Origin of the sequence: Hydrogenophaga crassostreae, assembly GCF_001761385.1 — a bacterium.
GTDB classification, from domain to species: Bacteria; Pseudomonadota; Gammaproteobacteria; order Burkholderiales; family Burkholderiaceae_C; genus Hydrogenophaga; species Hydrogenophaga crassostreae.
In genome coordinates this window covers 4,684,095-4,708,757 of sequence record NZ_CP017476.1, presented here as the reverse complement: position 1 = coordinate 4,708,757, position 24,663 = coordinate 4,684,095, and the positions used below count along the sequence as shown (strand labels likewise).

Genomic DNA, 24,663 nt, shown 5'->3' with positions numbered 1-24,663 from the left:
TCCTCAGGGCATCAGAACGTATTGGCCGGGCGCATCGCCCAGCACGGGCAGGCCGGCTTTTGCCGCGCCCAGAGCGGGCGGCGCAACGCGTTGGCCGGCATGGGCCTCCAGCCATTCGGCCCAGCTGGGCCACCAGGAGCCGTCGATGGCTGGTGTGTTGGCGAACCAGGTGCCGGGGTCCACATAGCGCTCGTCGGCTGCCCGGGTGGACACCTGGTGGCTGCGCCGCACACCCGGGCCCGGTGGATTGACGACCCCCACGTTGTGTCCGCCGGTGGTCAGGCAGAAGGTCACTTCGGTGTCGGTGAGCAGGTGAATCTTGTAGACCGACGGCCAGGGCGCCACGGTGTCGCGCTGCGCGGCCACGCTGAACACCGGAACCCGGATGTCGCTCAACGCGATGGGGCGGCCGTCCACCTGGTAGCGGCCGTCGGCGAGGTCGTTGTTCAGGTACAGGCTGCGCAGGTATTCGCTGTGTTGCCGGAAAGGCATGCGGGTGGCGTCCACGTTCCAGGCCCCCAGGTCGGTCATGGGCTGGCGGATGCCAAACAGGTAGTCGTGCACCATGCGCGACCAGACCAGATCGCGCGAATTGAGCAGCGCAAAGGCGCCCGCCATCTGTTTGCCATCGAGAAAGCCGTGTTCCCACATGATGTCTTCGAGATAGGCGATCTGGCTTTCGTCGATGAACAGGGACAACTCGCCCGGCTCGGTGAAATCCACCTCGCTGGCCAGCAAGGTCATGGAACCCAGGCGGGTGTCGCCGTCCCGGGCCAGCGTGGCAGCGGCCATGCTCAGCAGCGTGCCGCCCAGGCAGTACCCCATGGTGTTCAGGGAGCGCTTGGGCACGATGGTGGTGGCCGCATCGATGGCCGCCAGAACACCCCTGTTGAGGTAGTCGTCCATGCCCAGATCGCGGTCATTGGCATCCGGGTTTTTCCACGACACCATGAACACGGTGTGGCCCCGCTCGACCAGGTAGCGCACCAACGAGTTGCCGGGCGACAGATCCAGAATGTAGTATTTCAAGATCCACGATGGCACGATCAGAACCGGATCGGCGTACACGGTTTCGGTTTGCGGGCTGTACTGGATCAGCTCGATCAGTTCGTTGCGGTAGACCACCTTGCCAGGCGTGACCGCCACCTCATGGCCAGGGCGGAAATGCTCAGCCCCTTCGGGCAGTTGATTGGTTTTTTGCCGCAACCCGTCTTCCCACCAGTACCGGGCGCCCCGCACCAGGTTGGCGCCACCTTCTTCCACGGTCTTTTTGATCAGCTCGGGGTTGGTGGCGAGAAAATTCGACGGTGAAAACGTGTCAAGCAACTGGCGGGTGCCGAAGGTGGCGATCTGCTCGTGGTGGCGGCTCACGCCGTTCACGCCGGTCGTCGCGTTGTGCCACCACTGCTGGTTGAGCAGGAACGATTCGTAGATCAGATTGAAGGGCCATTGCTGCCATTCCGGGGCACTGAAGCGTTTGTCTTGCGGCAGGGGCTCGATGCAGGGCGCGCAATCTTCGCCGGCCGCCTGAGCGCTGAACCTGACCAGGCGGGCGGTCTTGCGCAGCGCCTTTTCGGCCAGTTCTTTTTGCTTGCCGGGCGCCATCGCCAGATGCACCCACCAGTCGGCATACGAGGCCACCAGCGTCTCGGGCGACAGTCCCTGGGTCAGCCGGGCCATGGCCGCGTGGGCCATGCGGTCGATGTGGCGCCGCTCGGCCGCCTCAAATTCACCCTTCGCCTGCGATGTTCCGGTGGTGGGAGGCTGGGTTGGCTGGGACGCTGCGGGCGAAAGCACGGGCTTGGCCGCTTCAGGCCGGCGCTGGGATGGGACTTTCGGGGATGGGGTCATGGTGGGGAAGTGTTTGGTCAAACGGGCGTCTGAATCATCCGCAGCCGGTGTCGCCAAAGGCGGCGCTTTGCAAGGCAGGTCTCAACCCCATCCTCTACAACTGCGGAAAATCGGCGCCCATGTAGTGATACAGCGGGCCGGTGAATGCCTGATGACAAACGATGGAATGGACAAGCTGCGGCGAAAGCCGTTGTATGGTGAACCGAATACCACCTGCTTGTATTGACAGACATCAACAAGGTGCAAGAACTTGCCTGAGGGGCATGAAGCTCAGCCGTTTGCGGGGCGGGCAAGCCAGCCGCCCAATGGGCCTGTCGGCCCACACTGGACTGCTTGAGCAATCCCTCGGTTACGCGCCCGATCCACTTGGTAACCCGCTCGTAACTTGTTTCACAGATAATTGAAACCAAATTACAAAACCGGGTTTTGGGCCGCCGCATGTCGCTCAAGACCATCTTCTGATCTTCCTTTCAAAAGAGACAAACCCCATGCCACAACGCGCCACCAAAATCGTCGCCACCCTGGGTCCTGCTTCGAGCGACCCCGCCATGCTGGAGGCGATGATTCGCGCTGGCGTCAACGTGGTTCGCCTGAACTTCTCCCATGGCAAGGCGCAGGACCACATCGACCGCGCCAACATGGTGCGGGAAGCCGCGCAGCGCGCGGGCCGGGAGGTGGGCGTGATGGCCGATTTGCAGGGGCCGAAGATCCGGGTCGGCAAGTTCGCCGATGGCAAAGTCATGCTGGAGCCGGGCCAGCCTTTCGTGCTGGATGCCTCGCGCACCGAGCCGGGCGACATCGAAGGCGTGGGCCTCGACTACAAGGAACTGCCGCGCGATGTGAAAGCCGGCGACACGCTGTTGCTCAACGATGGTCTGATCGTGATGACGGTGGTCAAGGTGGTGGGCCCTGCGGTGCACACCACGGTGAAGCTGGGCGGCGAGTTGTCCAACAACAAGGGCATCAACAAGCAGGGCGGCGGCCTGACCGCGCCCGCCCTGACCGCCAAGGACATGGAAGACATCAAGACCGCGATGGCCTTGAAGGCCGATTACGTGGCGGTGAGCTTCCCGAAAAACGCGACCGACATGGAACTGGCCCGTCAGTTGTGCAATGTCGCGGGAGCCGAGCACGGGCACAAGCCTGCGTTGATCGCCAAGATCGAGCGCGCGGAAGCCATTCCCGAGCTGGCCAACATCCTGAAGGTGTCCGACGGCATCATGGTCGCGCGCGGCGATTTGGCCGTTGAAGTGGGCAATGCCCAGGTCCCTGGCTTGCAGAAACACATGATCAAGCTGGCGCGCCAGATGGACAAGGTGGTCATCACCGCCACGCAGATGATGGAGTCGATGATCGTCAACCCGGTGCCCACGCGTGCCGAGGTGAGCGATGTGGCCAACGCGGTGCTCGACGGTACCGACGCGGTGATGCTGAGCGCGGAAACCGCTGCGGGCAAGTACCCGCTGGAGACGGTCAAGGAGATGGCCAACATCTGCCACGAAGCTGAGAAGACGGACTACGACCCGCTGGAAGATGACTTCCACGACCAGACGTTCTCCCGCATTGACCACGCCATCGCCATGGGCGCGCTGTTCACTGCCCACCATTTGAAAGCCAAGGCCATCGTGGCCCTGACCGATTCGGGCTCTACCGCGTTGTGGATGAGCCGCCACAACGTGCGCATGCCCATTTTTGCGATCACCACGCGCCTGGCCGCCCAGCGCCGCATGACGCTGTACCGCAACGTGCGCCCCTTGTTGATGGACACCAGCGCCGACCGCGACACGGCCATGGCCCAGGCCGAAGCCGACCTGAAAAAGCGCGGCGTGATCCAGAGCGGCGATGTGTATGCAATTACCATCGGCGAACCCATGGGCACGCCCGGCGGTACCAACACCCTGAAGATCATCCGCGCAGCCTGAATCCGGGTGGGGTCTGGGCGCGTAGTCATGGCATGAAGCCCAGATCTTTTTCCTCTGATACGCCCGCCGGGCCTCTTCGTCGCCGCCACTGGCTGGCGTCGTTTGGGCTGTTGCCCATTTTGCAGGCCTGCTCACCGCTGCGCCTGATCAATACCTTGGTGCCCGACAGCACCCATACCCTCATCGAGGGTCTCGCCTATGGCCATCACGAACGCCAGCGGATGGACGTCTACCTGCCCATGCCTGCGGTGAGCGATGCCCCCGTGGTGGTGTTTTTTTACGGAGGTTCCTGGAGCAGCGGGAACCGGGCTGACTACAAATTTGTGGGCGAAGCGCTGGCGTCGCAAGGCATTGTGACCGTGGTGGCCGACTACCGCCTCAGTCCCGAGGTGCGCTACCCGGTGTTTTTGCAAGACAGTGCCCAGGCCGTGAAAATGGCGCTGGACAACACCGTTGCCTGGGGCGCATCGAGGGAGCGAATTTTCCTCATGGGCCACAGCGCCGGGGCCTACAACGCGGCCATGCTGGCGCTGGACCCGCGCTGGCTGAGCGGTGCAGGCGCCGAGCGCAAGCAGATTGCAGGCTGGATCGGTTTGGCCGGCCCCTACGATTTTTTGCCAATCATGGTCCCTGAAGTCAGGGTGGCCTTCAATTGGCCAGAGACACCTGCCGACTCCCAGCCCCTCTTTTATGCGCAGCGGCCCGACCCCGCAGCGCCCGCCCGTGCCTTGCTCGTTGCCGCCCGTGAAGACCAGGTGGTCAACCCCGAGCGCAACACGGTGGGCCTGGGCCAGGCGCTGAACGCCAGAGGGCAGAACGTGCAGGTGGCCTTGCTGGACGGCGTGGGCCACGCCACTTTGATCGGGGCCATGGCAGCGCCGTTGAGGGGCCTGGCGCCGGTGCTGGAACAGGTGGTGGAATTCGTCGAAAAGCGTCCGGCGTAAAATTCCGGGTTACCAAGCGGTTACCAAACAGGCCTGACCCCTGTAAAAGCGCCGCAAGTGGGGTCTGATCAGGCTTTGCGACCCGTTTTAGCAACTTCAGGAGTTTTCACCATGGCGCTCGTCTCAATGCGCGAACTGCTCGACCATGCTGCGGCCAACGGCTATGGCATTCCGGCATTCAACGTCAACAACCTCGAACAGGTGCAGGCCATCATGACGGCCGCCGATGAAGTCGGCGCGCCCGTGATCCTGCAGGCCAGTGCTGGCGCCCGCAAATACGCGGGTGAACCCTTCATCAAACACCTGATCCTGGCTGCCGCCGAGATGTACCCGCACATTCCCCTGGTCATGCACCAGGACCATGGCACCTCGCCCAAGATCTGCCAGGGCGCGCTCGACCTGGGTTTTGGCTCGGTGATGATGGACGGCTCGCTGATGGAAGACGGCAAAACGCCCGCTTCTTTTGAGTACAACACCGAGGTGACCCGCAAAGTGGTCGAGATGGCCCACAAAATTGGCGCCACTGTTGAGGGTGAACTCGGCTGCCTGGGCAACCTGGAAACCGGTGACGCCGGCGAAGAGGACGGTGTGGGCGCTGCCGGCAAGCTGGACCACAGCCAGATGCTGACCGACCCCGAAGAAGCGGCCACGTTTGTGAAGGCCACCCAGCTCGATGCCCTGGCGATCGCCATCGGCACCAGCCACGGCGCCTACAAGTTCAGCCGCAAGCCCACGGGCGACATCCTGGCGATCAGTCGCGTGAAGGAAATCCACGCCCGCATCCCCAATACCCATCTGGTGATGCACGGCTCGTCCAGCGTGCCGCAGGACCTGCTGGACATCATCAACCAGTACGGCGGCCAGATGAAGCAGACCTACGGCGTGCCGGTGTCTGAAATCCAGGAAGCCATCAAGCACGGCGTGCGCAAGATCAACATCGACACCGACATCCGCATGGCCATGACCGGTGCGGTGCGCAAGTTCATGGCCGAAAACCCCGAGAAGTTCGATGCCCGCGAATGGCTCAAGCCCGCCCGCGAAGCGGCCAAGCAGGTGGCCAAGCAGCGCTACATGGAGTTCGGCTGTGAGGGCCAGGGCAGCAAGATCAAGGGCGATACCTTGACCGTGATGGCCGCGCGCTATGCCAAAGGCGAACTGGCGCAGAAGGTGAATTGAGTTACTGCCGCCTTGCTGCGGTGTCGAAAGGCCACCTTGCGGTGGCCTTTTTCGTTTTCGCCAGCACTGTGCTGGCGAGGGAGGAAGCGGTTCTCAAGAGCAAAAAAATCGGATCAGTATGGCTTTCGATGCGGGAGGGTCAGTGAGCAAGATCGATCCTAGAAAAAAACCGAAGAATTCGTATCACCCCAACGCCATGCCCACGTTTGCGGCCAATGAACCGTCTCAACGGAAGCGGGTGATGATGACCATGCCACCGTCTCTCCTTGCGCCCAGATTGTGCACATCGACCCCTTCACCGAAGAGAGGCCGACCATCGAGCGACTGCACGCATTCATTGCCTCAACATCCAACCTCAAAGGCAAACACCACGAGATCTACCGGAGCGACATTCGGCGTGGCGATCCAATGTGGTGGAGAACCATTCTTCGGCAACCCCTGACATGGGGCAATGCGCAACGTGTCGCGTTGCCCGTGGAGCTCGATCGGCAGGCTGTTAATGTGCTGCACGAAGGCCTCAACTCTTTCAACACCAGGAGACATACCCATGAAGACAATGACTTGCAGACAACTCGGTGGCGCTTGCGACAAGGCATTCAGCGGCAACACATTTGAAGACCTGGCCGACTTGAGCAAGCAGCACGCCATGGAAATGCTTCAGCGGAACGATGCGAACCATATGGTGGCCATGAATGCGATGAAAGCACTGATGGTCGAGCCGGGTGCCATGCAAGACTGGTTTGCGAAAAGAAAGGCCGAATTCGACGCACTGCCCGCAACCTAAGTACAGGCTTTGCACCACGCATGCCCACCCAAACCCTTTCCGCCGTTTCTATCGCCAAGGTGCTCGGCACCCATGTCGCGACCTGGCTACGCAACCTTTCGCGCGCGAAGTCCGCTCGGCAACAAGAAAGCCTCAAAGCGATCAACAAAGTCATCCTGGCGCTGCGCCTGACCCAGGCCTATTCGCGGGGCTTGCAAGAAGGCCAGCAAAACCACAGCACCGAGGGCGAGATTGCGGTTCAGTGGACCGAGCTGGGCCAGGAGCTGGAGCGTCTGGGGCTCAAGTCGCTGGCCAAAAAATGCGACGTTGCTGGGCGCTATTGGGCCGACCCTGGCCAATTGGACGCGGAGTTTCTACGCCAAGCCAAAACCGATTTCGCATCGGTGGAGAAGCTGGCGCGGGGCCTTCAGGTCAAGATCAAGCTCGGCAAGCCTTAGGGCCTGTGAACAAGGTTTTTCCAGGTTTGAGCAGCGCCAATCCAGCCGCCATGTCCTCGTTCCGCGGCGCTACGCCCTATCATCGCCAGTCATGTTCAAACTGCAATTGATCTGGCGTCGCCTCCACGGCAAGCTCTGGTTTCGGCCCACCTTCTGGAGCGTGGCTGCCGTGGCTGCCGCGCTCATGGCGGCGCTTGCCAACCACTTGCCGCTGCCCGCAGGCATGCCCAACATCGGACAGTCCGCCCTGGAAGGTCTGCTCACCATCATTGCTTCCAGCATGTTGACGGTAAGCACCTTTTCGCTTTCCATTCTGGTCAGTGCTTTCGCGTCCGCCGCTTCCAGTGCCACGCCGCGCGCCACGCGGTTGGTGATGGCCGATGACAGTGCGCAGCATGCGATTTCTGCCTTCATCGCCTCGTTCATTTTCGCCATGGTGGCATTGACGGCGCTGGGGCTTGGGTACTACGGAGACACAGGACGCTTCGTGTTGTTGGGCTTCACCATTTACGTGCTGGGCTATCTGATATTGGCCTTGCTGCGCTGGATCGATACCCTGTCCAAGCTGGGCCGCATGAGCCACACCATCAAGACAGTGGAAAACGCCGCCTTGCCGCCTTTGCGGGCCTGGTTTGCAGAGCCCGCCTTGGGCGCTCGAACCGATGCACCGGACTCGGCGCCCTCGGGTGTGCGGGTTCATGGCGTGCGCTCGGGGTGGCTGCAATACATTGACCTGGCATCGCTGCAGCGGATCGCGGCCGAACATGAAACCTTGATTCATGTTCGGGTTCGACCGGGAGACTATGTGGCGCCGTCCAGCGTTCTGGCTGTGATTGAAGGGCGTGGTGCGCCCGACGCGGGCACCCTGGAAGATCTGGCCAAGGCATTTTTGGTGGGCCGTGATCGAACGCAGGATCAGGACCCACGGTTTGGTCTGGTCATCCTGAGCGAGATTGCGCAACGCGCCTTGTCTCCTGCCGTGAACGATCCCGGCACCGCCGTGATGGTGACCGGGGTACTGACCCGGTTGCTGATTGATGGCTCGCACCTCCCCCCCGGTGAAGAAAAACCCGTGGCCCGTTTTGAACGTGTGACCCTGGTGCCCGTTGACGAGGAGGCGTTGTTGCGCCATGTGTTCGAGCCCATCGCGCGCGACGGCGCGCACATGCTGGAGGTGGCTCTGGCGCTCCAGACGGCCCTGGCGCTGTTGGCCGACAACACCTATGAAACCTTGCGCGAAGCCGCCTTGGCCGAAGCCCTGGCAGCCAAAGACCATGCGCTTCAGGGGCTGAAACTGCAAAGGGAGCGCGACGCGCTGGCCGAGTGGAAGTACAAGCCCGAAGCATGAAGGCATGTTGCAGACTAGGGTCGCCTGACGGGGCGGATCCGGCCCGGGTAACAAGGTGCAGATGGAGCAGCGATTGACCTGCGATAATTGCCCGGAATGGTTCAAAGCCCGTTGACTGTTCGTCAAACGGGCTTTTTTCTTGCCTGCCCCTTTTGCGACCGACGATCCACCATGACCTCCGCTGCTCTCCACACCTCTGCCCTGACTTCTTTGCCGCTGCTTGCGCGTGGCAAGGTGCGCGACAACTACGCCGTGGGCGATGACCGCATATTGATGGTCGCTTCCGACCGCATCAGCGCTTTCGACGTGATCATGGGCGAGCCGATCCCGGGCAAGGGCGCGTTACTGACCAAGCTGTCCTTGTTCTGGTTTGACCGGCTGGGCCCCAAAGGCCTGAACATTTGCCCCATCCACCTGACCGGCGATGCGCCTGAAAGCGTGGTGAGCCCGGCGGAAGTGCCCCAGGTGGTCGACCGCTCGATGCTGGTGCAGCGCCTGAAGCCGATTCCGGTGGAAGCCGTGGTGCGCGGCTATCTGGCGGGAAGCGGCTGGAAGGCGTATCAGGAGAGCCGTTCGGTGTGTGGTGTGGCGCTGCCTGAGGGGTTGCAGAACGCGTCCAAGCTGCCTGAGCCGATTTACACGCCGGCGGCCAAGGCCGAGATGGGTGAGCACGACGAGAACATCACTTTCGAGAAAACCGTTGAAATGGTTGGCGCCGATGTGGCCGGCCAGATCCGTGACCTGGCCATTGCCCTGTACAAGGCTGCCGCCGACATTGCGCTCAAAAAGGGCATCATCATTGCCGACACCAAGTTCGAGTTTGGCCTGGACAAGGCCGGCAAGGTGGTGCTGATGGACGAGGTGCTGACACCCGACTCATCGCGCTACTGGCCAGCCGAAAGCTACGTGGTAGGCGAAAACCCGCCCAGCTACGACAAACAATTCCTGCGCGACTGGCTGGAAGCGGCCAAGGTCAGTGGCCAGCCTTGGGACAAAGCGCCACCGGCGCCGCGTCTGCCCAGAGAGGTGATCGAAAAGACCTCGGCGAAATACCAGGAAGCCCTGACGCGTCTGATGGGTTGATTCTGCGGTTTTGCCCATTGAAAAAGCCCGCGAATGCGGGCTTTTTCAATGGGCGTTGAGCCATTTCAGGCGTTGTAGCCAAACTCGTGGCGGTCTGCCGCGGCAAACATGTCAGCGGCGGAGCCGGCGTCGATGCGCATCATGTCGCGGGCGAGTGTTCGCAATTTTTCCGCTTCCTGGCGGTTGGCCGACGAAGGGCGGGCCGCTGACGCAGGCACTGAAGCGGCGGTGGTGCGAAAGCTGTTCAGGCCCTTCTGGAGCCAAAGGCCCAAGACATTGGCGGAAGTGGGGGGGAGCGTGAGCACGCTGGCGGTCGACATCGGGAATCCTTGAATGATTTGTTTCAGATAAGCCCTGATTATTAGGGTAAACCCTAGATTGTGTCTGAGCCATCCGACGAAGGGTGGTTCGGGTGTGTCTGCGCCACCACGGCCTCAAGCCCGAATGCCCTCGATGAAACCGCCCGCGAAAGTCTGGCGGAGGAAGTTCACAAAGACGGTGACCGGACGCGGTACATGGGCCGAGTACGGGCGGATGGCGTAAAGATGCTCGGCGAATGCACCGACCGGCTTCCAGTCGGGCAGCACCTGGACCAGCTTGCCCGCTTGCAGGTGGCTCTGAGCGGTGAAGTCGGGTAACAGGGCGATGCCCAAGCCGCTCAAGGCCGCATCGCGCAGCGCCTCGCTGTTGTTGGCGGCCAGAGAGCCCGACACCTGCACCGTGACCCTGTCGCCGCCGGGTTTCTTGTTCAAGGGCTGCAAAGTCCAGGCGGGGATGTCCTGTGAGCGGGGGTAGTGCAGGCAATTGTGTCGCGCCAGGTCGGCTGGGTTTTCAGGCGTGCCCAGGCGGCGCAAGTAGGCTTTGGTGGCAACCAGCACCGAGCCGGTGGCACAAAGCGTCCAGGCCACGTGGGTGTCGGGTGGGCTCGCTGTGTGCCGAATGGCGAGGTCAAAACCCTCGGTGGCCAGCGAACTCAGGTGGTCCGAAAGGTTGAGCTCCAGGCGCACATCGGGGTACTCGCGCAGGAATTCGCCCAAGCGTGGCACCAATTGCTGGCGCGCGAATGCCACCGGTGCGGTCACGCGCAGCAAACCCCGTGGCTCACCCGCCAGATCGCGCACCTGGGAAAAAGACTGGGCAATGTGTTCAAACGACGCGCGGGTGTCGTCCACCAGGCGCTGACCTGCTTCGGTGAGGCGCACGCTGCGCGTGGTGCGCTGCACCAGCGGCACACCGGCCGAACGCTCCAGCTCGGCGATGCGCTGACTCACCGCGGCCTTGCTCACGCCAAGGCGCGCTGCAGCGGCGGTGTAGCTGCCTTGCTGGGCCAGGACGCCCAGCCAGTGGAAGTGGCCCCAGAGTTCATGCGATTTTTGTGAGTTCATGGTTCTATTGTTCACTATTTTGAACAATTAGTTCAGTGAAAACGGGTTGTTTCTGTGGGCGTTCGTTCCTACACTGATCAGCGAAGCCGCACGGCCTTTCGACCCAATCTGGAGACACACCCTCATGACCACTGCCATCCATCATTTCATCGCCGGCGCCCACGCCGCAGGATCCTCAACCCGCGCTCAAGATGTGTTCAACCCCGCCACCGGAGCGGTCACCGGCCGGGTGGCCCTGGCCACTGCATCCGATGTGGACATCGCTGTGGCCGCCGCCAAGGCCGCCTTCCCAGCCTGGTCCGATACGCCACCGATCCGCCGCGCACGGGTGATGTTCAAGTTTCTGGATCTGGTGAACCAGCACAAAGACAAGCTGGCCCACATGATCACCGCGGAGCACGGCAAGGTGTTCACCGACGCCCAGGGCGAAGTGGCCCGCGGTATCGACATCATCGAATTTGCCTGCGGCATGCCGCAACTGCTGAAAGGCGATTTTTCCGATCAGGTCTCGACCGGCATGGACAACTGGACGCTGCGCCAGCCGCTGGGCGTGGTGGCCGGCATCACGCCGTTCAACTTCCCGGTGATGGTGCCCATGTGGATGTTCCCGGTGGCGATCGCCGCCGGCAACACCTTCATCCTGAAGCCCAGCCCGACCGATCCGAGCGCCAGCCTGCTCATGGCCGAGCTGTTCCAGCAAGCCGGTTTGCCAGACGGTGTGTTCAACGTGGTGCAGGGCGACAAGGAAGCCGTGGACGCGCTGCTGGTGCACCCCGATGTCAAAGCCGTGAGCTTCGTCGGCTCTACCCCCATCGCCAACTACATCTACGAAACCGGTGCGCACCACGGCAAGCGCGTGCAGGCTTTGGGTGGAGCGAAGAACCACATGGTGGTGATGCCCGACGCCGATCTGGACCAGGCGGTGGACGCGCTCATGGGCGCGGCTTATGGGTCGGCTGGCGAGCGCTGCATGGCGATCTCGGTGGCGGTCCTGGTAGGCGATGTGGCCGAGAGAATCATGCCCAAGCTGATCGAGCGCACGAAGGCGCTCAAGATTTTGAATGGCACCAATCTGGCTGCCGAAATGGGACCCATCGTCACCGCTGCCGCGCACCAGCGCATCACCGGCTACATCGAGGCTGGTGAAGCCGAAGGCGCCAGGATGCTGGTTGATGGGCGGGGTTTTGACGGTGCCAGGGCGGGCGAAGGCTGTGGCGAAGGTTTCTGGATGGGCGGCACGCTGTTCGACCACGTGACCCCCGAGATGAAAATCTACAAGGAAGAGATCTTTGGTCCGGTGTTGAGCTGCGTGCGCGCCAAAGACTTCGGTGAAGCCGTGCAACTCATCAACGACCACGAGTTCGGCAACGGCACCAGTTGTTTCACCCGCGATGGCAACGTGGCGCGCGAGTTTGCCCGCCGTATCCAGGTTGGCATGGTCGGTATCAATGTGCCGATCCCTGTGCCCATGGCCTGGCAGGGTTTTGGCGGCTGGAAGAAGAGCCTGTTTGGCGACATGCACGCCTATGGCGAAGAGGGCGTGCGTTTTTACACCAAGCAGAAATCCATCATGCAGCGCTGGCCCGAGAGCATCGAGAAGGGCGCTGAATTCGTCATGCCCACAGCAAAATAGGTGTCGCTGAAACGGAATCGGCCGGAGCCAACGACAGGCAGCCTGTGCCACCTGTGCAGGGCTTGAGCCCTCTTCAGGTGTCGCGCTGCGCCGGTTCGTCATCGAACCTGATTTTTCCTTCGCTCACGCAGCGGTCGAATTCTTCCAGAGGAATGGCCGTGGAACCATGGACTTCGCCGTCCTCCCAGCTCAGGGTGGCGTCGAAGTCCGACATGGCCACCTTCACCGGGCCCCGGCGAATCTCTATCGCAGGGCCATCACCTCCGCGGTAGTTCACTTTCCCGACAATGTGTGCGTTTCGGGCCATTTCTTTCCCCTTGAAGAAGTGCGTGCAACCCGTCCAGTCACAGACCGTGGAGGGCTGGTTGCACCCGGTTTTCGGCGGCGCTTTCTGCTGCGCAAGAGCCGCGCGCTGCCGGCACGGCAGCCCGTTGCCCCTGCCCGTTCAAGACGGGGAGCGATCGGGTCGACCCTCTGTAGCGCGCTCACCGTTTTCTTGATGCGACGGCGGGAACGCTTCGCGAGCCAGCTTTCTCACCACAGGCCCGCGGCCGGTGTCCTGTGACCGGCCCTCGAGGTCGCGAGCTGCTTGCTCGATGCGCGGATCGCTCGCGCCAACCTGGCTGTCGCTCGATTCGTCATGTTCGTGTGGCAACCGGGGCTTCTTTTGCGGGTGGCGACCGGGCTGCGCTTTTTCCGTCGGTGTGTCGGCCCCCTTGGGTGAAGGCACTGGCCTGTTCGCGCGGCTCATCAGAACAGGAACCAGAAAATGACCAGCATGAAAGCTGGAACGCCCAGCAACCAGGCAACGAGGTACTTACCCATGGTGTGTCTCCTTGATGTGGTGGAAAAAGATCACATCGCAAACGCCCGGCGATTGCAAATCCAGATCCACAGTGTTGCTTGGAGAACCGGCGGGTTGTGTAGGACAGGGCCTTGCCTGCGTGCGGGATCAAGCCACAGCCAGCACCCTGGTCAAACGGCCTTTCCGATCATGGATTTCCTTGACGGCGCGACACCTGCCATTTGGCCGCACCAGAATTCCTTTCGGGAGACCGGGGCTTGAAAACCGGCACAAAGTCCACCAACCCCCGCCGCAGTGGGTACTGAATTGCCGGGCAAGCGTCTGGCTGTGATTCGGCAGCCACGCCGGGCGCATCGCCCGCATCGGGCCATGTGACCCTTTCAACCCGTTGCCTGTCCGGGGTCGGAGCCGATTCAAAGTAGCATCGAGGCGGATTCCCCTGATTGGCCTAATTGAGCCTGTCCGGGGAACCTCGGCGCGGCTGGGACCTCTGTTGGAGAGCGGCTGCGCGGCACTTTGTCTGAGTGCCCTGCCTTTGCCATGTCTCCAGAGGACCTTGTGAACCGATTTCGACCCCACCTGCTTGTTTTGACCGTTGCGTTGTGTGTGGCCATGGCGCTGGCCTGGATGGCTCTGGGCAGTGGATCTGCTCGGGCACAGGACCCGTCTCCAACACCGGCTGCGCCGTCGACCAAGCCGCCGGCGTCCGACCCTGCCGAGGGCAAGGGTGGGCGCAGAGGTGGTGGCGCGGCAGAGGCGGTGCCGGTGATCGTGTCTCAGGTGACCGAAGGCAACGACGGGGTGGTGCTGGATTTGCTGGGCACCGGCTCGGCGCGCAAGTCGGTCACGCTGTATTCGCCGGTGTCGGGCGAGGTGGCTGAGGTGTTGTTCAAGCCGGGTCGCCCTGTGCGCGCCGGTGATGTTTTGCTGCGTCTGGTGGACAGGCGAGAGCGCCTGGCGGTGGCCCTGGCCGATGCCAAAGTGCAGGCGGCGCGGGTGATGCACACCCGCTATGAATCCACGCGGGGCACGGGGGCGGTGCCCGATACCGTGTCAGACGAAGCCCAGGCTGCGCTGCGCAGCGCTGAAATCGAGCTCGCGCAGGCCCGAGAGGCGCTGTCCGAGCGGGTGGTGCGCGCGCCGTTTGTGGGCATGCCCGGGCTGGCCTCTGTGGAGCGCGGTGAGCGCATCGACACCGATACCGCGATCACCTCACTTGATGACCGTGGCGAGCTGCATCTGGATCTGCAAGTTCCCGAGATTTACCTGGCGCGGGTTGTGGTGGGCCAGCCGGTGCAGGCGCTGAACCCGGCGCACCCGGATCGGCGCTTTGACGGCAAGGTGGTTGCAGTCGACAGCCGGGTGGACCCGGTGACCCGCCAGGTCAAGGTGCGCGCGGCGCTGCCCAATGGCGACGATCTGTTGCGCTCGGGCATGTCGTTTCAGGTGCAGCTGGCGTTGCCTGGTGAGCGCCGCCTGAGCGTGCCCGAGCTGGCATTGCAATGGGGGCGGGCGGGTTCGTTCGTCTGGGTGGTGCGCGAAGGCAAGGCGCTGCAGATCGCCGCCCGCGCGGTGCAGCGCCAAAATGGCCGGGTGTTGGTCGATGGCGGGTTGACCACGCAAGACCAGGTGGTGGTTGAAGGGGTGCAGCGCATGCGCGAGGGGCGCGCCGTCAAAGTGGTGGGCTCTGGTGCCGAGCGCTAGCCGGTCAACGTCCACTTTGCCCACCCGAACCTCCCAGACTGATCCCCGCCCATGACCGACGACCGCGCCACCGATCTGCCCGCGCTTTCCATACGCCGCCCCTGGCTGGTCACCGTGATCAACCTGTTGATCGTGATCGCGGGGGTCACCGCCTGGCTGGGCGTTGAGGTGCGCGAGCTGCCCAACATCGATCGTCCCATCGTGGCTGTCCGTGCCAACTTTCCGGGCGCGGCGCCTGAAACGCTGGACGCAGAAGTCACCCGCCTGCTGGAAGGCGCAGCCGCGCGGGTGCCCGGCGTGGTGCTGGTGCGCTCGGCCAGTGAAGAGGGCAACCTGCGCATCATCATCGAGTTCAACCCCAGCGTGGATCTTGTGGTGGCCGCCAACGACGTGCGCGACGCGGTGGCGCGGGTCGAGCGTGACTTGCCAGCCGGGCTGGAAAACCTCACCATCGTCAAAGCCGATGCCGACGCAGAACCCGTGATTCAGCTGGCGGTGGCCAGCGACACGCTGGCGATCGACGAGCTCTCGCGGGTGGTGGAAGAGCGCATCGAGCCCGAGCTGGTTTCTGTGCCCGGGGTGGCCGACATCAGCCTGTTTGGTTCGCGTCAGCGGGTGATGCGGGTGCGCATCGACCCGGTGCGTTTGAGCGCCTACAGCCTGTCGGTGGACGATGTGGCGGCCTTGTTGCGCGGCGCGCGTGTCGATGTGCCCGCCGGCAACCTGTCTTCGGGCAACCAGGAAGTGCTGGTTCGGGCCAACGCCAGCATATCCACGCCGGAGCAGCTGCGGGCATTGCGGTTTTCGCCTGAGGTGACTTTGGCTCAGGTGGCCGATGTGTTTCTCGCGCCAGCCGATGCCACTTCTTATGTGCGCTTCAATGACAAGCCGGTGGTGAGCCTGGGCGTGGTGCGCCAGGCGCAATCCAACAGCGTGGCCATTTCCGACGGTGTGCGTGCCGTTGTCGATCGCATCAATGCCAACCAGCGCGATGTGCGCGTGAGTGTGGTGTCTGACGACGCGGTGTTCATTCGCGGCGCCATCAGCGAGGTGTTGTGGAGTCTGGGCCTGGCGGTGTTGATTGTGGCGGCGGTGGTGGCGATGTTTCTGGGGCATTTGCGCTCCACGCTGGTACCCGTGGTGGCGATTCCCATCGCGCTGATTGGCACCCTGGCGGCCATTTGGGGGCTGGGCTATTCGATCAATCTGTTGACCTTGCTGGCCCTGTTGCTGGCCACCGGCCTGGTGGTGGACGACGCCATCGTGGTGCTGGAAAACATCCAGCGCCGGCGCGCCATGGGCCTGGGGCCTCGCGCGGCGGCGGTCATCGGTACCCGTGAGGTGTTCTTCGCCGTGGTGGCCACCACACTCACGCTGGTCGCGGTGTTTGTGCCGATTTCTTTTCTGCCATCGGCCGCCGGGCGGCTGTTTGCCGAGTTTGGCTTTGTGATGGCCATCGCGGTGGGCATCTCTTCGTTTGTGGCGTTGTCGCTCGGACCCATGATGGCTTCCCGGTTGCCGCCCGATGGACCACCGGGGCCGGTCTGGAAACGCTTGTCGGCCTGGGGCGATGGTGCGGTTCAGCGCTACGGCCGCTGGCTGGCAGCAGCCTTGCGCCATGGCTGGTGGGTATTGGGGGTTTGTGTGGTGTTGGCGGGGGTGGCGGCCTGGCTGTTTACCCAACTGGACCAGGAACTCACCCCCACAGAAGACAGGGGCAGTTTGTCGATCCGGCTGGATGGCCCTGACGGCGTGGGCCTGGCGTATTCGGATCGGCAACTGGAACAGGCGTTGAAGGCGGTGTTGCCGTTGAAAGAAGAAGGCCTGGTGAGCAATGTGTTCACCATCACCGGGCGCTTTGATCCCAACCGGGCCGAGATCGTGGCACCGCTGGCCGATTGGGGTGAGCGGTCGGTGAGTCAGGCCCGGCTGGCCGCGCGTGTTCAAAAAACCCTGAACGAATTGCCAGGTGCACGGGTGCGCATCCGGGGCGGCAGCAGCCTGGGCCGGGGCAGCGGTGACGGCAGCGTTCAGATGGCGATCACGGGCGACAACCATGCGCGCATCGCAGACGCTGCATACGCTTTTGCCGAGGCCATCGAGCGCGATCTGCCGCAGCTCAGCGACGTTCGGGTGAATTACGCGGCGACCCAGCCGCAGCTCTCGCTCAAGATCGATCGCGAACGCGCCAGTGCCTTGGACGTGCCGCTGGACGGGCTCGACACCGTGTTGCGTGCCCTGGTCAACAACACCCAGGTCGCCGAGCTCAATGTGAATGACCGTACCGTGCCCGTTGTGCTGCAGTCCACCGCGCGCGGCCAGACCGATCCGCAAGACCTGTTGCAGCTGAGCGTGCGCGCGACCGACAAGCGACTGGTGCCACTGTCGCAATTTGTCAGCTTTGAGGAAACAGCCATTCCCAGCGAGCTGGAGCGCCTGGGTCAGCGCCGCGCCGTGCAGTTGAGTGCCGTGCTCACCGATGGCGCCACACTGCAGACAGCAACCCAAGCCTTGCGCGCGCTGTCAGCAAGGACGCTGCCCAGTGGCATGGGCCTGCTGTTTCGCGGCGACGCGGCCACGCTGGAGGAAACGGGCCGTGATGTGAGCCTCACCTTTGCGATTGCCTTGCTGGTGGTGTTCCTGGTGCTGGTGGCGCAGTTCGAGAGCGTCACCAGCGCCTCGGTGGTGTTGATCAGCGTCCCATTCGGCCTGGCCGCCGCGGTGTTTGCCATGTGGCTGAGCGGCACCTCGATCAACATCTATAGCCAGATTGGCTTGCTGCTGCTGGTGGGCGTGATGGCCAAGAACAGCATCCTGATGGTGGAGTTTGCCGATCAGCTGCGTGATGCTGGGCGCAGCGTGCTGGAGGCTGCGCAAGAGGCTGCGGCGACGCGGTTGCGCCCGATCATGATGACCATGTCGTCCACGGTCCTGGGCGCTTTGCCCCTGGTGCTGGGCGGCGGTCCTGGGGCGGAGTCACGCGCGGCCATTGGCTGGGTGATTTTTGGTGGCTTGTCACTGGCAGCCTTGTTCACGCTGTTTCTCACACCGGTGGTGTACCTGGGCGTGGCGCGCTTTGCCCAACCGCGTGCCCGACAGGGTGAGCGTCTGGCGCAGGAACTGCACGACGCGCCAGTGGAAGAGGGGACCTGATCCCTGCCTGTTGGCTCGGGCCGGCGCGCCCTGGCTGGCTGGGGCGCCTACTTGTCCGCAATGATGGTCAGCAACACCTTGTAGGTTGCGGGGTCCTTCATGTACTTGTTGTACAGCGGGGCCATGCGCCGGATCATGATGCCGGGGTCGTTCATTCTTGAGAATGTGGATCCACTTTCGGTGGTGATCGTCAAAGCCTGGGCCACCCGCTTGTTCCACAGCTCGCGCATGTAGCGCGCCGATTGCAGGCCCACGTCCTTGAAGATGGTTCTGTCCGCGGGACTGAGGCTGCTCCAGAGCTTGGTGGACATCACCAAAGCTTCAGGGGACACCACATGGTCGGTCAGGTAGACATGCTTGGCCAGTCGGAAGTGCCCAGTGGACTCGTAGGACGGCATGTTGTTTTCTGCACAATCGATCTTGCCCTCCTGGAACGCGGTCTGCACCTCCTTGAAAGGGACATACTGGGGTGTGGATTTCAGGGCCACCACCAGTTCTGTATAGACCTCGGACTTCTGTACCCGAATGCGTTTGCCGGCCAGATCGTTGATCCGGAGCACCGGGCTGGTGCAATAGAACGATCTTGCCCCCCCGTCGTACCAGCCCAGTACGGCAAACCCGGAGGCCGCCAGATCTTTCTCGAACTGTTCCCCAAGATGGCCATCGAGATGGCGGAACATGTGTGCCGAGTCGTGGAACAGAAACGGCATGTTCAGTACCTTGATACCGGGAACGGCTTCGGTCAACGGCGCTGAGCTGAATTCGGCGAGGTCCAGGTCACCCGCCTTGAGCATGGCCACGGCAGAGGGCTGATCGCCCAGACTGGCGTTGGAAAAGACCTGGACCTGGTACCTGCCCTGGGTGGCTTTGGCGATTTGCTCGGCATACCAGTTCACCGCGGTGGTCACCGGATAGCCCTCCCCGTGGATGTTCCAGAGCCGCAAGGTGGTTTGGGCGAAGCTGGAGACAGACGAACATCCCAGCAGGCCGGCGAGCAGCCAGGGCAGCGCCTGGCGGCGGGTGCGAAAGCCGGCTGGAGCGAGGCATCGAAAACATGTTGTCATATCTCCCCCTGTTTTCATGAGCAATATAGAGGCATATTCTCCATATCATGGGATGTCTGACAACAGAGGGGTTTCCCTTGCCGCCAGGAGAAGGGTGCTGTCTTCACCGTCTTGCCGACTGTCCGGTAAGCACTGCATGGTTCAGCCGGCCGTTCATTCCGGTCGGCTGGATGGACTTTGTTGGGCATAACCCCTTGAGCGCCCTCTACTGGCTAGAGTGGCATTGACCTGCCTTGCTTTTACCGCTGATCTGGAGAGACCCATGTACACCGCCACCCCCACCCGTTACGACGCCATGCCCTATCGAGCCTGCGGCAAGAGCGGCTTGAAGCTGCCCAGCATCACGCTGGGCCTGTGGCACAACTTCGGCGACGCCACACCCATGGCCACGCAGCGCGAGATGCTGCGAACAGCGTTTGACCATGGCATCACCCATTTCGACCTGGCCAACAACTACGGGCCACCCTATGGCAGTGCTGAAACCAATTTTGGCGAACACATGCGCCGCGATTTCCGGCCCTACCGAGATGAGCTGCTGATTTCCAGCAAAGCAGGGTGGGACATGTGGCCGGGCCCCTATGGCTCAGGCGGTGGCTCGCGCAAATACATGCTTGCCAGCCTGGATCAAAGCCTGAAGCGCATGGGGCTGGACTATGTCGACATCTTTTACTCCCACCGCTTCGACCCCGACACGCCGCTGGAAGAAACCTGCGGCGCATTGGCCACGGCGGTTCAACAAGGCAAGGCGCTTTACGTTGGGATCTCCAGCTACTCTGCTGGCAAAACCCGTGAAGCTGCCGCCTTGTTGCGCCAAATGGGCATTCCGCTGCGCATTCACCAGCCCTCGTACAGCCTGTTGAACCGGTGGGTGGAGGAAGAGCTGCTCGACACGTTGCAAGCAGAAGGCGTGGGTTGCATTGCGTTCAGCCCGTTGGCGCAGGGTTTGCTGACCGACAAGTACCTGAATGGCGTGCCTGACGACGCGCGCATCAACCGGGCTGGCGGAGGGTCGTTCAAGTCGGAGCACCTGAACGAGCAGAACCTGAGCCACGTGCGCGCCTTGAACGAAATCGCCCAGGCGCGTGGTCAAAGCCTGGCCCAGATGGCCGTGGCCTGGGTGCTGCGCCAACCGGGCATGACCTCGGCGTTGATCGGCGCCAGCCGCGCGGCACAGATCGTTGAGCTTGTGGGCGCCTTGAAGAACCTGGCGTTCAGCGCCGACGAGTTGGCGGCGATAGACCGGCATGCGGTGGATGGCGGTATCAACCTCTGGCAAAAGCCTTCGACGGATCAGCGGGTGTGACCGGCGATACCGCCTGAGCGATCGGCGCATCAGGCCACAAGGGTGCAGGCAGGGCCGCGTTTGGGCAAACCGTTTCGGGTGCCTACCGTGGCAGTGAAGCGCTGGTAAACCGGGTGAAAAATCCCGGCTCCGATAAGAAGCGGGCACCGGCCGCGATGTCCCCCCGTTTGGGGACGTGTGACCCCATGGGTCGCAAAAAGTGACCTTTGGCACTTTTGTGCGGGTGGGGCCGCTCCTACCCTGCAGGCATCAAGTTCTTGTCGGCTTGTTGGCATTGACTGGCGTCTGATAAGGTGCCAATCAAACGCCAAGACCGATTCAGAGCTTGGAGAAAGGTGCTCATGTTGAGCGCCTTGACTCCCCTGGAGGCGATCATGTACTTACTTTCGTTAGGCCCACGCATGGGCTTGTCTTGCCTTTGTGCAACGGTGCTGTCCGTTCTGGTGGCCTGTGGTGGTGGGGCCGGGAATGAGTCCCGTTCCAGCGCTACCGAGGGCCAATTGGACCCGGAGACTCAGCACAATGCTTCCCCCGCTGCCAGCGCTGAGCGCACACAGCGCATTTTTCAAGAAGGCGCCAAGCTGAATGCGGCCGAGCTGGAGCAGATTGCCCAAACCGGCGTATTGCCCGAGCCGTTTGACGGCCCGCTGCTCAGCGGGGCCGTGGGGTCAACAGCTGCGACGTTGAACGCAGACCTGGCGACCAAATCGGCAGGTGAGAGAAAGAGCGCAGCCTCACGGGTGCCGGCTTACCGCTTCTTCAATGGCAGCACCGGTGCGCACTTCTACACCACCAGTACCACCGAGCGAGACAACACCATCAACAACCTGCCTGCTTTTTCCTATGAGGGTCCCGCCTTCTACGTGAGCAGCACCACCGTGCCCGGCCTGAGTCCGGTGCACCGCTTTCTGAATACCCAAAGCGGCGTGCACTTCTATACCATCAGCGAAGCCGAACGCGCCAATGTGGCGGCCAACCTGCCGCAATTTACCTACGAAGGCATTGCCTACTACGCCAGCACCCTGGCGGGCACCGGCTACACGCCGCTGTACCGCTTTTTCGTGAGTGCCCAAGGTTTCCACTTCTACACCAACAGCCTGGCCGAACGCGACACCATCATCTCCACGCTGCCCCAGTACAGCTATGAGGGCATTGGTTATTACGTGTTGGGCAGTGATTGGCAAACGCCTGCCGTGCCGCATACCGGCATCAAGAACACCCAGTGTTACACCGTGGGCAGCAACACCCTGGTTAAGTGTTTCACGGCAGAAGGCCTGACGCTCAACAACCGGCAGGATGGTCATCGGACCCAAGACAATCCCATGAGCTACAGCGCTGTGGCAGGCCATGCCACCAGCGACTGCCTGCGCGACGATGTGACAGGCTTGGTGTGGGAGGTCAAACAGACGGGACCGGTCATCCGCAGTGTTGATCAGACTTTTACCAATCTGGGCAATGGCATGGACAACGATGCGAGTGGTTACGTCGCTGCCATGAACAACTTGGGCTTGTGTGGCTTCAACGACTGGCGCTTGCCTTCAGTGGAAGAACTGCAAGGCATCGTGGATTACAGTGTTTCAGGAGGCGCTGCGTCGACCATATCGAGCATTTTTTCCCACACGAAAATCGCCACTTACCGCACCAGCTCACCCGCTGGGCCGACTGCCGACTGGGGCATTTACTTTGTGTCCGGCGCACTACAGGCGTTCTCGAAGAACAGCCTGACCTACTTGCGCCTCGTCAGAGGTGCTCCATGGACGGGGCAGCGTTACATCATCACGAGCGTGGACTACACCGGTGACAGTGCCAACAATGCCGTGATCGATCGGAGAACCGGGCTGACATGGCGCCGCTGCGTGGAGGGCCAGATCTGGAGTGGCAGCGCCTGTTCGGGCAGCGGCTTTCACTACACCCATGAAAACGCACTGATCGCAGCGCGCATGGCTTTGCCATGGCGCCTGCCCAATATCAAGGAATTGAACAGCTTGTCTGACTACAGCCAATCGGACGGCGTGCTCGACAGGCTCGGTTTTCCTTACGCACCGCTGGCGTTCGTCTGGTCAACGACGCCGGTGGGGTGGGCTGTCAATACCACCAACGGCTATGTGGATACCCAGCCACGTAACGCAGGCCAACACGCTCGCCTGGTCCGCTCTACCCCGTAAGTGAATGGGCGCAGTTCCATCACACCATATCTGTTGACCTGAAGCAAAGGAGGATTTCCATGAAAACCCAACCCAATGCCGGCCGGTCTGTTGCCCGGCTATGGGGCATCGCCGTTGTGACCACCCTTGCTCTCGCCGCCTGCGGCGGTGGCAATGAGGGGTCGGAGCCCAAGGGCGTGTCGGCACCGGTCAGCGGTGAGGCCATCATGGCCCGCTCCGCCGCCCAAACCATCACCTTGCAACAGCAAGGTGCGCGTTTGAACAACGAAGAACTGGAGCAGATTGCCAAAACCGGCGTGCTTCCCGAGCCGTTCGAAGGTCCATTGCTCAGCGGAGCAGAGGGCTCGACCGGTGCCACACTGAACTCCGAGGCCGTCAACAAGTCGTTGGCTGCCCGAAAAAGTGCGGCATCCCTCGTGCCGGTCTACCGCTTCTTCAACGGCAGTACCAGTGCCCACTTTTTCACCACCAGTACCACCGAGCGCGACAACGTTATTGCGAACCAGCCTGCATTCAGCTATGAAGGCCCGGCGTTCAACACCAGCAACGCGGCCATCCCCGGTCTGAGCCCGGTGCACCGCTTCTACAACACACAAACCGGGGTGCACTTCTACACCATCAGCGAGACCGAACGCGCCAACGTGGCGGCCAATCTGCCGCAGTTCAACTACGAAGGCATCGCCTACTACGCCAGCACCTTGAGTGGCACCGGTTACGTGCCTCTCTACCGCTTCTTTCACGCTGCACGAGGGTTTCATTTCTATACCAACGGCCAGGTCGAGCGCGACATCATCATCGCGACGTTGCCGGAATACAGCTACGAAGGCATTGGCTACTACGTGCTGAACGACGACTGGCAAACGCCTGCTGTGCCGCACACCGGCATTGGAGGCGCACAGTGCTACAAGTCGGGAAGCAATACGCTGTTCTTCTGCGGCTTTCAAAGCACGCGTGACCTGAACAGCCAGCAAGACGGCCACCGAATCTCTGTCAACCGCATGTCTTACAGCGAGGTGACCGGCCAATCAGGCGCCGAGTGCATGCGGGACAACGTGACCGGCCTGGTGTGGGAAGTCAAGACCGCAGCGGCGGGCCCTCGGGCCGGCAGCCGCACCTACCGGCGGACCCTCGGGTTTGTGGGCGATCCCACCACCACGGCAGCTTACGTGGACACCGTCAACAACCTGAACCTCTGTGGCTTCAACGACTGGCGCTTGCCCACCATGGAAGAGTTGCACGGGCTGGTGGATTTCGGGCGCAGCTCGGGGCCCCGCATCAGCCTGGCTGCGTTTCCCAATACACAGGAGGCGCTGTATTGGACGTCAACCGATTCCGCGGCGGACGGTGACAGCGCTTGGTACGTGCGCTTCGATGGCGGGGCTTCCAGCACAGGGGCCAAGTCGAGCTTGCGGCCTGTGCGCCTGGTGCGTGGCGGGACCTGGACTGGGCAGCGTTATGTGGTCACCACGCAGGCCTACCCGGGTGACACCGCCAACAACGCGGTGATCGACCGCAAAACCGGACTCACCTGGCGTCGGTGTCTGGAAGGGCAATCCTGGGGGGGCGCCAGCTGCTCGGGTGTATTGATTCGCTTCACCCATGAAGAGGCCCTGGCCTATGCGTCAGGCCCCTGGCGGTTGCCGAACGCCAAGGAGCTGGCCAGTTTGGCCGACCGCAGCCTGTCGGCCCCATCGCTTGGTGCGGTCGCCTTTCCAGCGGCCAGCGATGTCTACACCTGGTCCACCACGCCGACAGCGGATGCCACCCTGAACGCCTGGCTGAACAATTTCTCCATTGGCTCCTCGTTCAACCTCGGCCGCACCACCAATGATGTGGGCCTTAGGCTTGTCTACACATTGGAATAAGTGGCCCAACCGTGCGGGGTTTGACCCGCACCGCATCGAGT

Annotated in this window: 18 protein-coding genes; 13 read left to right on the top strand and 5 right to left on the bottom strand. The window is 62.4% G+C overall.

All coding sequences use genetic code 11. The features are described 5' to 3' along the window. Positions 1–3: 3 nt before the first annotated feature. On the bottom strand, positions 4–1,851 hold the full coding sequence (locus tag LPB072_RS21825) for a PHA/PHB synthase family protein (RefSeq protein WP_082877160.1): 1,848 nt from the start codon (positions 1,849–1,851) through the stop codon (positions 4–6). Positions 1,852–2,339: 488 nt separating this feature from the next. On the opposite strand from LPB072_RS21825, the gene pyk reads away from it, so the two are divergent. The 7 genes from pyk to LPB072_RS21790 all read left to right on the top strand — a co-directional run bounded on the left by pyk (position 2,340) and on the right by LPB072_RS21790 (position 9,545). Next, a complete protein-coding gene (gene pyk / locus LPB072_RS21820; protein WP_066096041.1) occupies positions 2,340–3,773 on the top strand; it encodes a pyruvate kinase in 1,434 nt (477 codons plus the stop codon). A gap of 32 nt (positions 3,774–3,805) precedes the next feature. Then, complete coding sequence (locus LPB072_RS21815) at positions 3,806–4,717, top strand: alpha/beta hydrolase (RefSeq protein WP_066096038.1); 912 nt, start codon at positions 3,806–3,808, stop codon at positions 4,715–4,717. Positions 4,718–4,828: 111 nt separating this feature from the next. Continuing rightward, on the top strand, positions 4,829–5,893 hold the full coding sequence (fba, locus tag LPB072_RS21810) for a class II fructose-bisphosphate aldolase (protein WP_066096035.1): 1,065 nt from the start codon (positions 4,829–4,831) through the stop codon (positions 5,891–5,893). 547 nt (positions 5,894–6,440) lie between these two features. After that, a complete protein-coding gene (locus LPB072_RS21805) occupies positions 6,441–6,677 on the top strand; it encodes a DUF1059 domain-containing protein (RefSeq protein WP_066096032.1) in 237 nt (78 codons plus the stop codon). A gap of 20 nt (positions 6,678–6,697) precedes the next feature. Beyond that, entirely contained in the window at positions 6,698–7,114 is a 417-nt protein-coding gene (locus LPB072_RS21800; protein ID WP_066096029.1) for a hypothetical protein, read from the top strand. Between the two features lie 91 nt (positions 7,115–7,205). Then, on the top strand, positions 7,206–8,462 hold the full coding sequence (locus tag LPB072_RS21795; protein WP_066096026.1) for a DUF2254 domain-containing protein: 1,257 nt from the start codon (positions 7,206–7,208) through the stop codon (positions 8,460–8,462). Positions 8,463–8,633: 171 nt separating this feature from the next. Beyond that, positions 8,634–9,545, top strand: coding sequence for a phosphoribosylaminoimidazolesuccinocarboxamide synthase (locus tag LPB072_RS21790; RefSeq protein WP_066096023.1), 912 nt, complete (start codon positions 8,634–8,636; stop codon positions 9,543–9,545). Positions 9,546–9,610: 65 nt separating this feature from the next. Here the strand turns inward: LPB072_RS21790 and LPB072_RS21785 are convergent, their stop codons facing one another. Together LPB072_RS21785 and LPB072_RS21780 are read right to left on the bottom strand one after the other, a co-directional pair. After that, complete coding sequence (locus tag LPB072_RS21785) at positions 9,611–9,865, bottom strand: hypothetical protein (RefSeq protein WP_066096020.1); 255 nt, start codon at positions 9,863–9,865, stop codon at positions 9,611–9,613. A 114-nt stretch (positions 9,866–9,979) separates the two neighbouring features. Further along, positions 9,980–10,930 (bottom strand): LysR family transcriptional regulator, encoded by a 951-nt coding sequence (locus LPB072_RS21780; protein WP_066096017.1) that lies wholly within the window; start codon positions 10,928–10,930, stop codon positions 9,980–9,982. Positions 10,931–11,054: 124 nt separating this feature from the next. Between LPB072_RS21780 and LPB072_RS21775 the strand changes: the two genes are divergently transcribed. Next, a complete protein-coding gene (locus LPB072_RS21775) occupies positions 11,055–12,563 on the top strand; it encodes a CoA-acylating methylmalonate-semialdehyde dehydrogenase (RefSeq protein ID WP_066096255.1) in 1,509 nt (502 codons plus the stop codon). Positions 12,564–12,636: 73 nt separating this feature from the next. Here LPB072_RS21775 and LPB072_RS21770 read toward each other — a convergent pair whose 3' ends face one another. Next, positions 12,637–12,870, bottom strand: coding sequence for a hypothetical protein (locus tag LPB072_RS21770; protein ID WP_066096013.1), 234 nt, complete (start codon positions 12,868–12,870; stop codon positions 12,637–12,639). Positions 12,871–13,926: 1,056 nt separating this feature from the next. Between LPB072_RS21770 and LPB072_RS21760 the strand changes: the two genes are divergently transcribed. Then, on the top strand, positions 13,927–15,072 hold the full coding sequence (locus LPB072_RS21760) for an efflux RND transporter periplasmic adaptor subunit (RefSeq protein WP_157694189.1): 1,146 nt from the start codon (positions 13,927–13,929) through the stop codon (positions 15,070–15,072). Positions 15,073–15,123: 51 nt separating this feature from the next. Next, positions 15,124–18,225, top strand: a complete 3,102-nt coding sequence (locus tag LPB072_RS21755) for an efflux RND transporter permease subunit (RefSeq protein ID WP_066096004.1) — start codon at positions 15,124–15,126, stop codon at positions 18,223–18,225. 47 nt (positions 18,226–18,272) lie between these two features. Here LPB072_RS21755 and LPB072_RS21750 read toward each other — a convergent pair whose 3' ends face one another. Then, entirely contained in the window at positions 18,273–19,289 is a 1,017-nt protein-coding gene (locus LPB072_RS21750; RefSeq protein WP_082877159.1) for a TRAP transporter substrate-binding protein, read from the bottom strand. 262 nt (positions 19,290–19,551) lie between these two features. Here LPB072_RS21750 and mgrA point away from each other — a divergent pair, with 262 nt between their 5' ends. The 3 genes from mgrA to LPB072_RS21735 all read left to right on the top strand — a co-directional run bounded on the left by mgrA (position 19,552) and on the right by LPB072_RS21735 (position 24,622). Beyond that, positions 19,552–20,592: an L-glyceraldehyde 3-phosphate reductase gene (gene mgrA / locus LPB072_RS21745; RefSeq protein ID WP_066096002.1), complete on the top strand. Its 1,041-nt coding sequence runs from the start codon at positions 19,552–19,554 to the stop codon at positions 20,590–20,592. A 374-nt stretch (positions 20,593–20,966) separates the two neighbouring features. Next, positions 20,967–22,757, top strand: coding sequence for a DUF1566 domain-containing protein (locus LPB072_RS21740; RefSeq protein WP_197508877.1), 1,791 nt, complete (start codon positions 20,967–20,969; stop codon positions 22,755–22,757). Positions 22,758–22,816: 59 nt separating this feature from the next. After that, entirely contained in the window at positions 22,817–24,622 is a 1,806-nt protein-coding gene (locus LPB072_RS21735) for a DUF1566 domain-containing protein (RefSeq protein ID WP_066095997.1), read from the top strand. Positions 24,623–24,663 lie beyond the last annotated feature (41 nt).

Bases quoted from the DNA above. Each gene is read 5' to 3' on its own strand.
- LPB072_RS21825 (WP_082877160.1), bottom strand. From the start codon at position 1,851: ATGACCCCATCCCCGAAAGTCCCATCCCAGCGCCGGCCTGAAGCGGCC.
- pyk (WP_066096041.1), top strand. From the start codon at position 2,340: ATGCCACAACGCGCCACCAAAATCGTCGCCACCCTGGGTCCTGCTTCG.
- LPB072_RS21815 (WP_066096038.1), top strand. From the start codon at position 3,806: ATGAAGCCCAGATCTTTTTCCTCTGATACGCCCGCCGGGCCTCTTCGT.
- fba (WP_066096035.1), top strand. From the start codon at position 4,829: ATGGCGCTCGTCTCAATGCGCGAACTGCTCGACCATGCTGCGGCCAAC.
- LPB072_RS21805 (WP_066096032.1), top strand. From the start codon at position 6,441: ATGAAGACAATGACTTGCAGACAACTCGGTGGCGCTTGCGACAAGGCA.
- LPB072_RS21800 (WP_066096029.1), top strand. From the start codon at position 6,698: ATGCCCACCCAAACCCTTTCCGCCGTTTCTATCGCCAAGGTGCTCGGC.
- LPB072_RS21795 (WP_066096026.1), top strand. From the start codon at position 7,206: ATGTTCAAACTGCAATTGATCTGGCGTCGCCTCCACGGCAAGCTCTGG.
- LPB072_RS21790 (WP_066096023.1), top strand. From the start codon at position 8,634: ATGACCTCCGCTGCTCTCCACACCTCTGCCCTGACTTCTTTGCCGCTG.
- LPB072_RS21785 (WP_066096020.1), bottom strand. From the start codon at position 9,865: ATGTCGACCGCCAGCGTGCTCACGCTCCCCCCCACTTCCGCCAATGTC.
- LPB072_RS21780 (WP_066096017.1), bottom strand. From the start codon at position 10,930: ATGAACTCACAAAAATCGCATGAACTCTGGGGCCACTTCCACTGGCTG.
- LPB072_RS21775 (WP_066096255.1), top strand. From the start codon at position 11,055: ATGACCACTGCCATCCATCATTTCATCGCCGGCGCCCACGCCGCAGGA.
- LPB072_RS21770 (WP_066096013.1), bottom strand. From the start codon at position 12,870: ATGGCCCGAAACGCACACATTGTCGGGAAAGTGAACTACCGCGGAGGT.
- LPB072_RS21755 (WP_066096004.1), top strand. From the start codon at position 15,124: ATGACCGACGACCGCGCCACCGATCTGCCCGCGCTTTCCATACGCCGC.
- LPB072_RS21750 (WP_082877159.1), bottom strand. From the start codon at position 19,289: ATGACAACATGTTTTCGATGCCTCGCTCCAGCCGGCTTTCGCACCCGC.
- mgrA (WP_066096002.1), top strand. From the start codon at position 19,552: ATGTACACCGCCACCCCCACCCGTTACGACGCCATGCCCTATCGAGCC.
- LPB072_RS21740 (WP_197508877.1), top strand. From the start codon at position 20,967: ATGTACTTACTTTCGTTAGGCCCACGCATGGGCTTGTCTTGCCTTTGT.
- LPB072_RS21735 (WP_066095997.1), top strand. From the start codon at position 22,817: ATGAAAACCCAACCCAATGCCGGCCGGTCTGTTGCCCGGCTATGGGGC.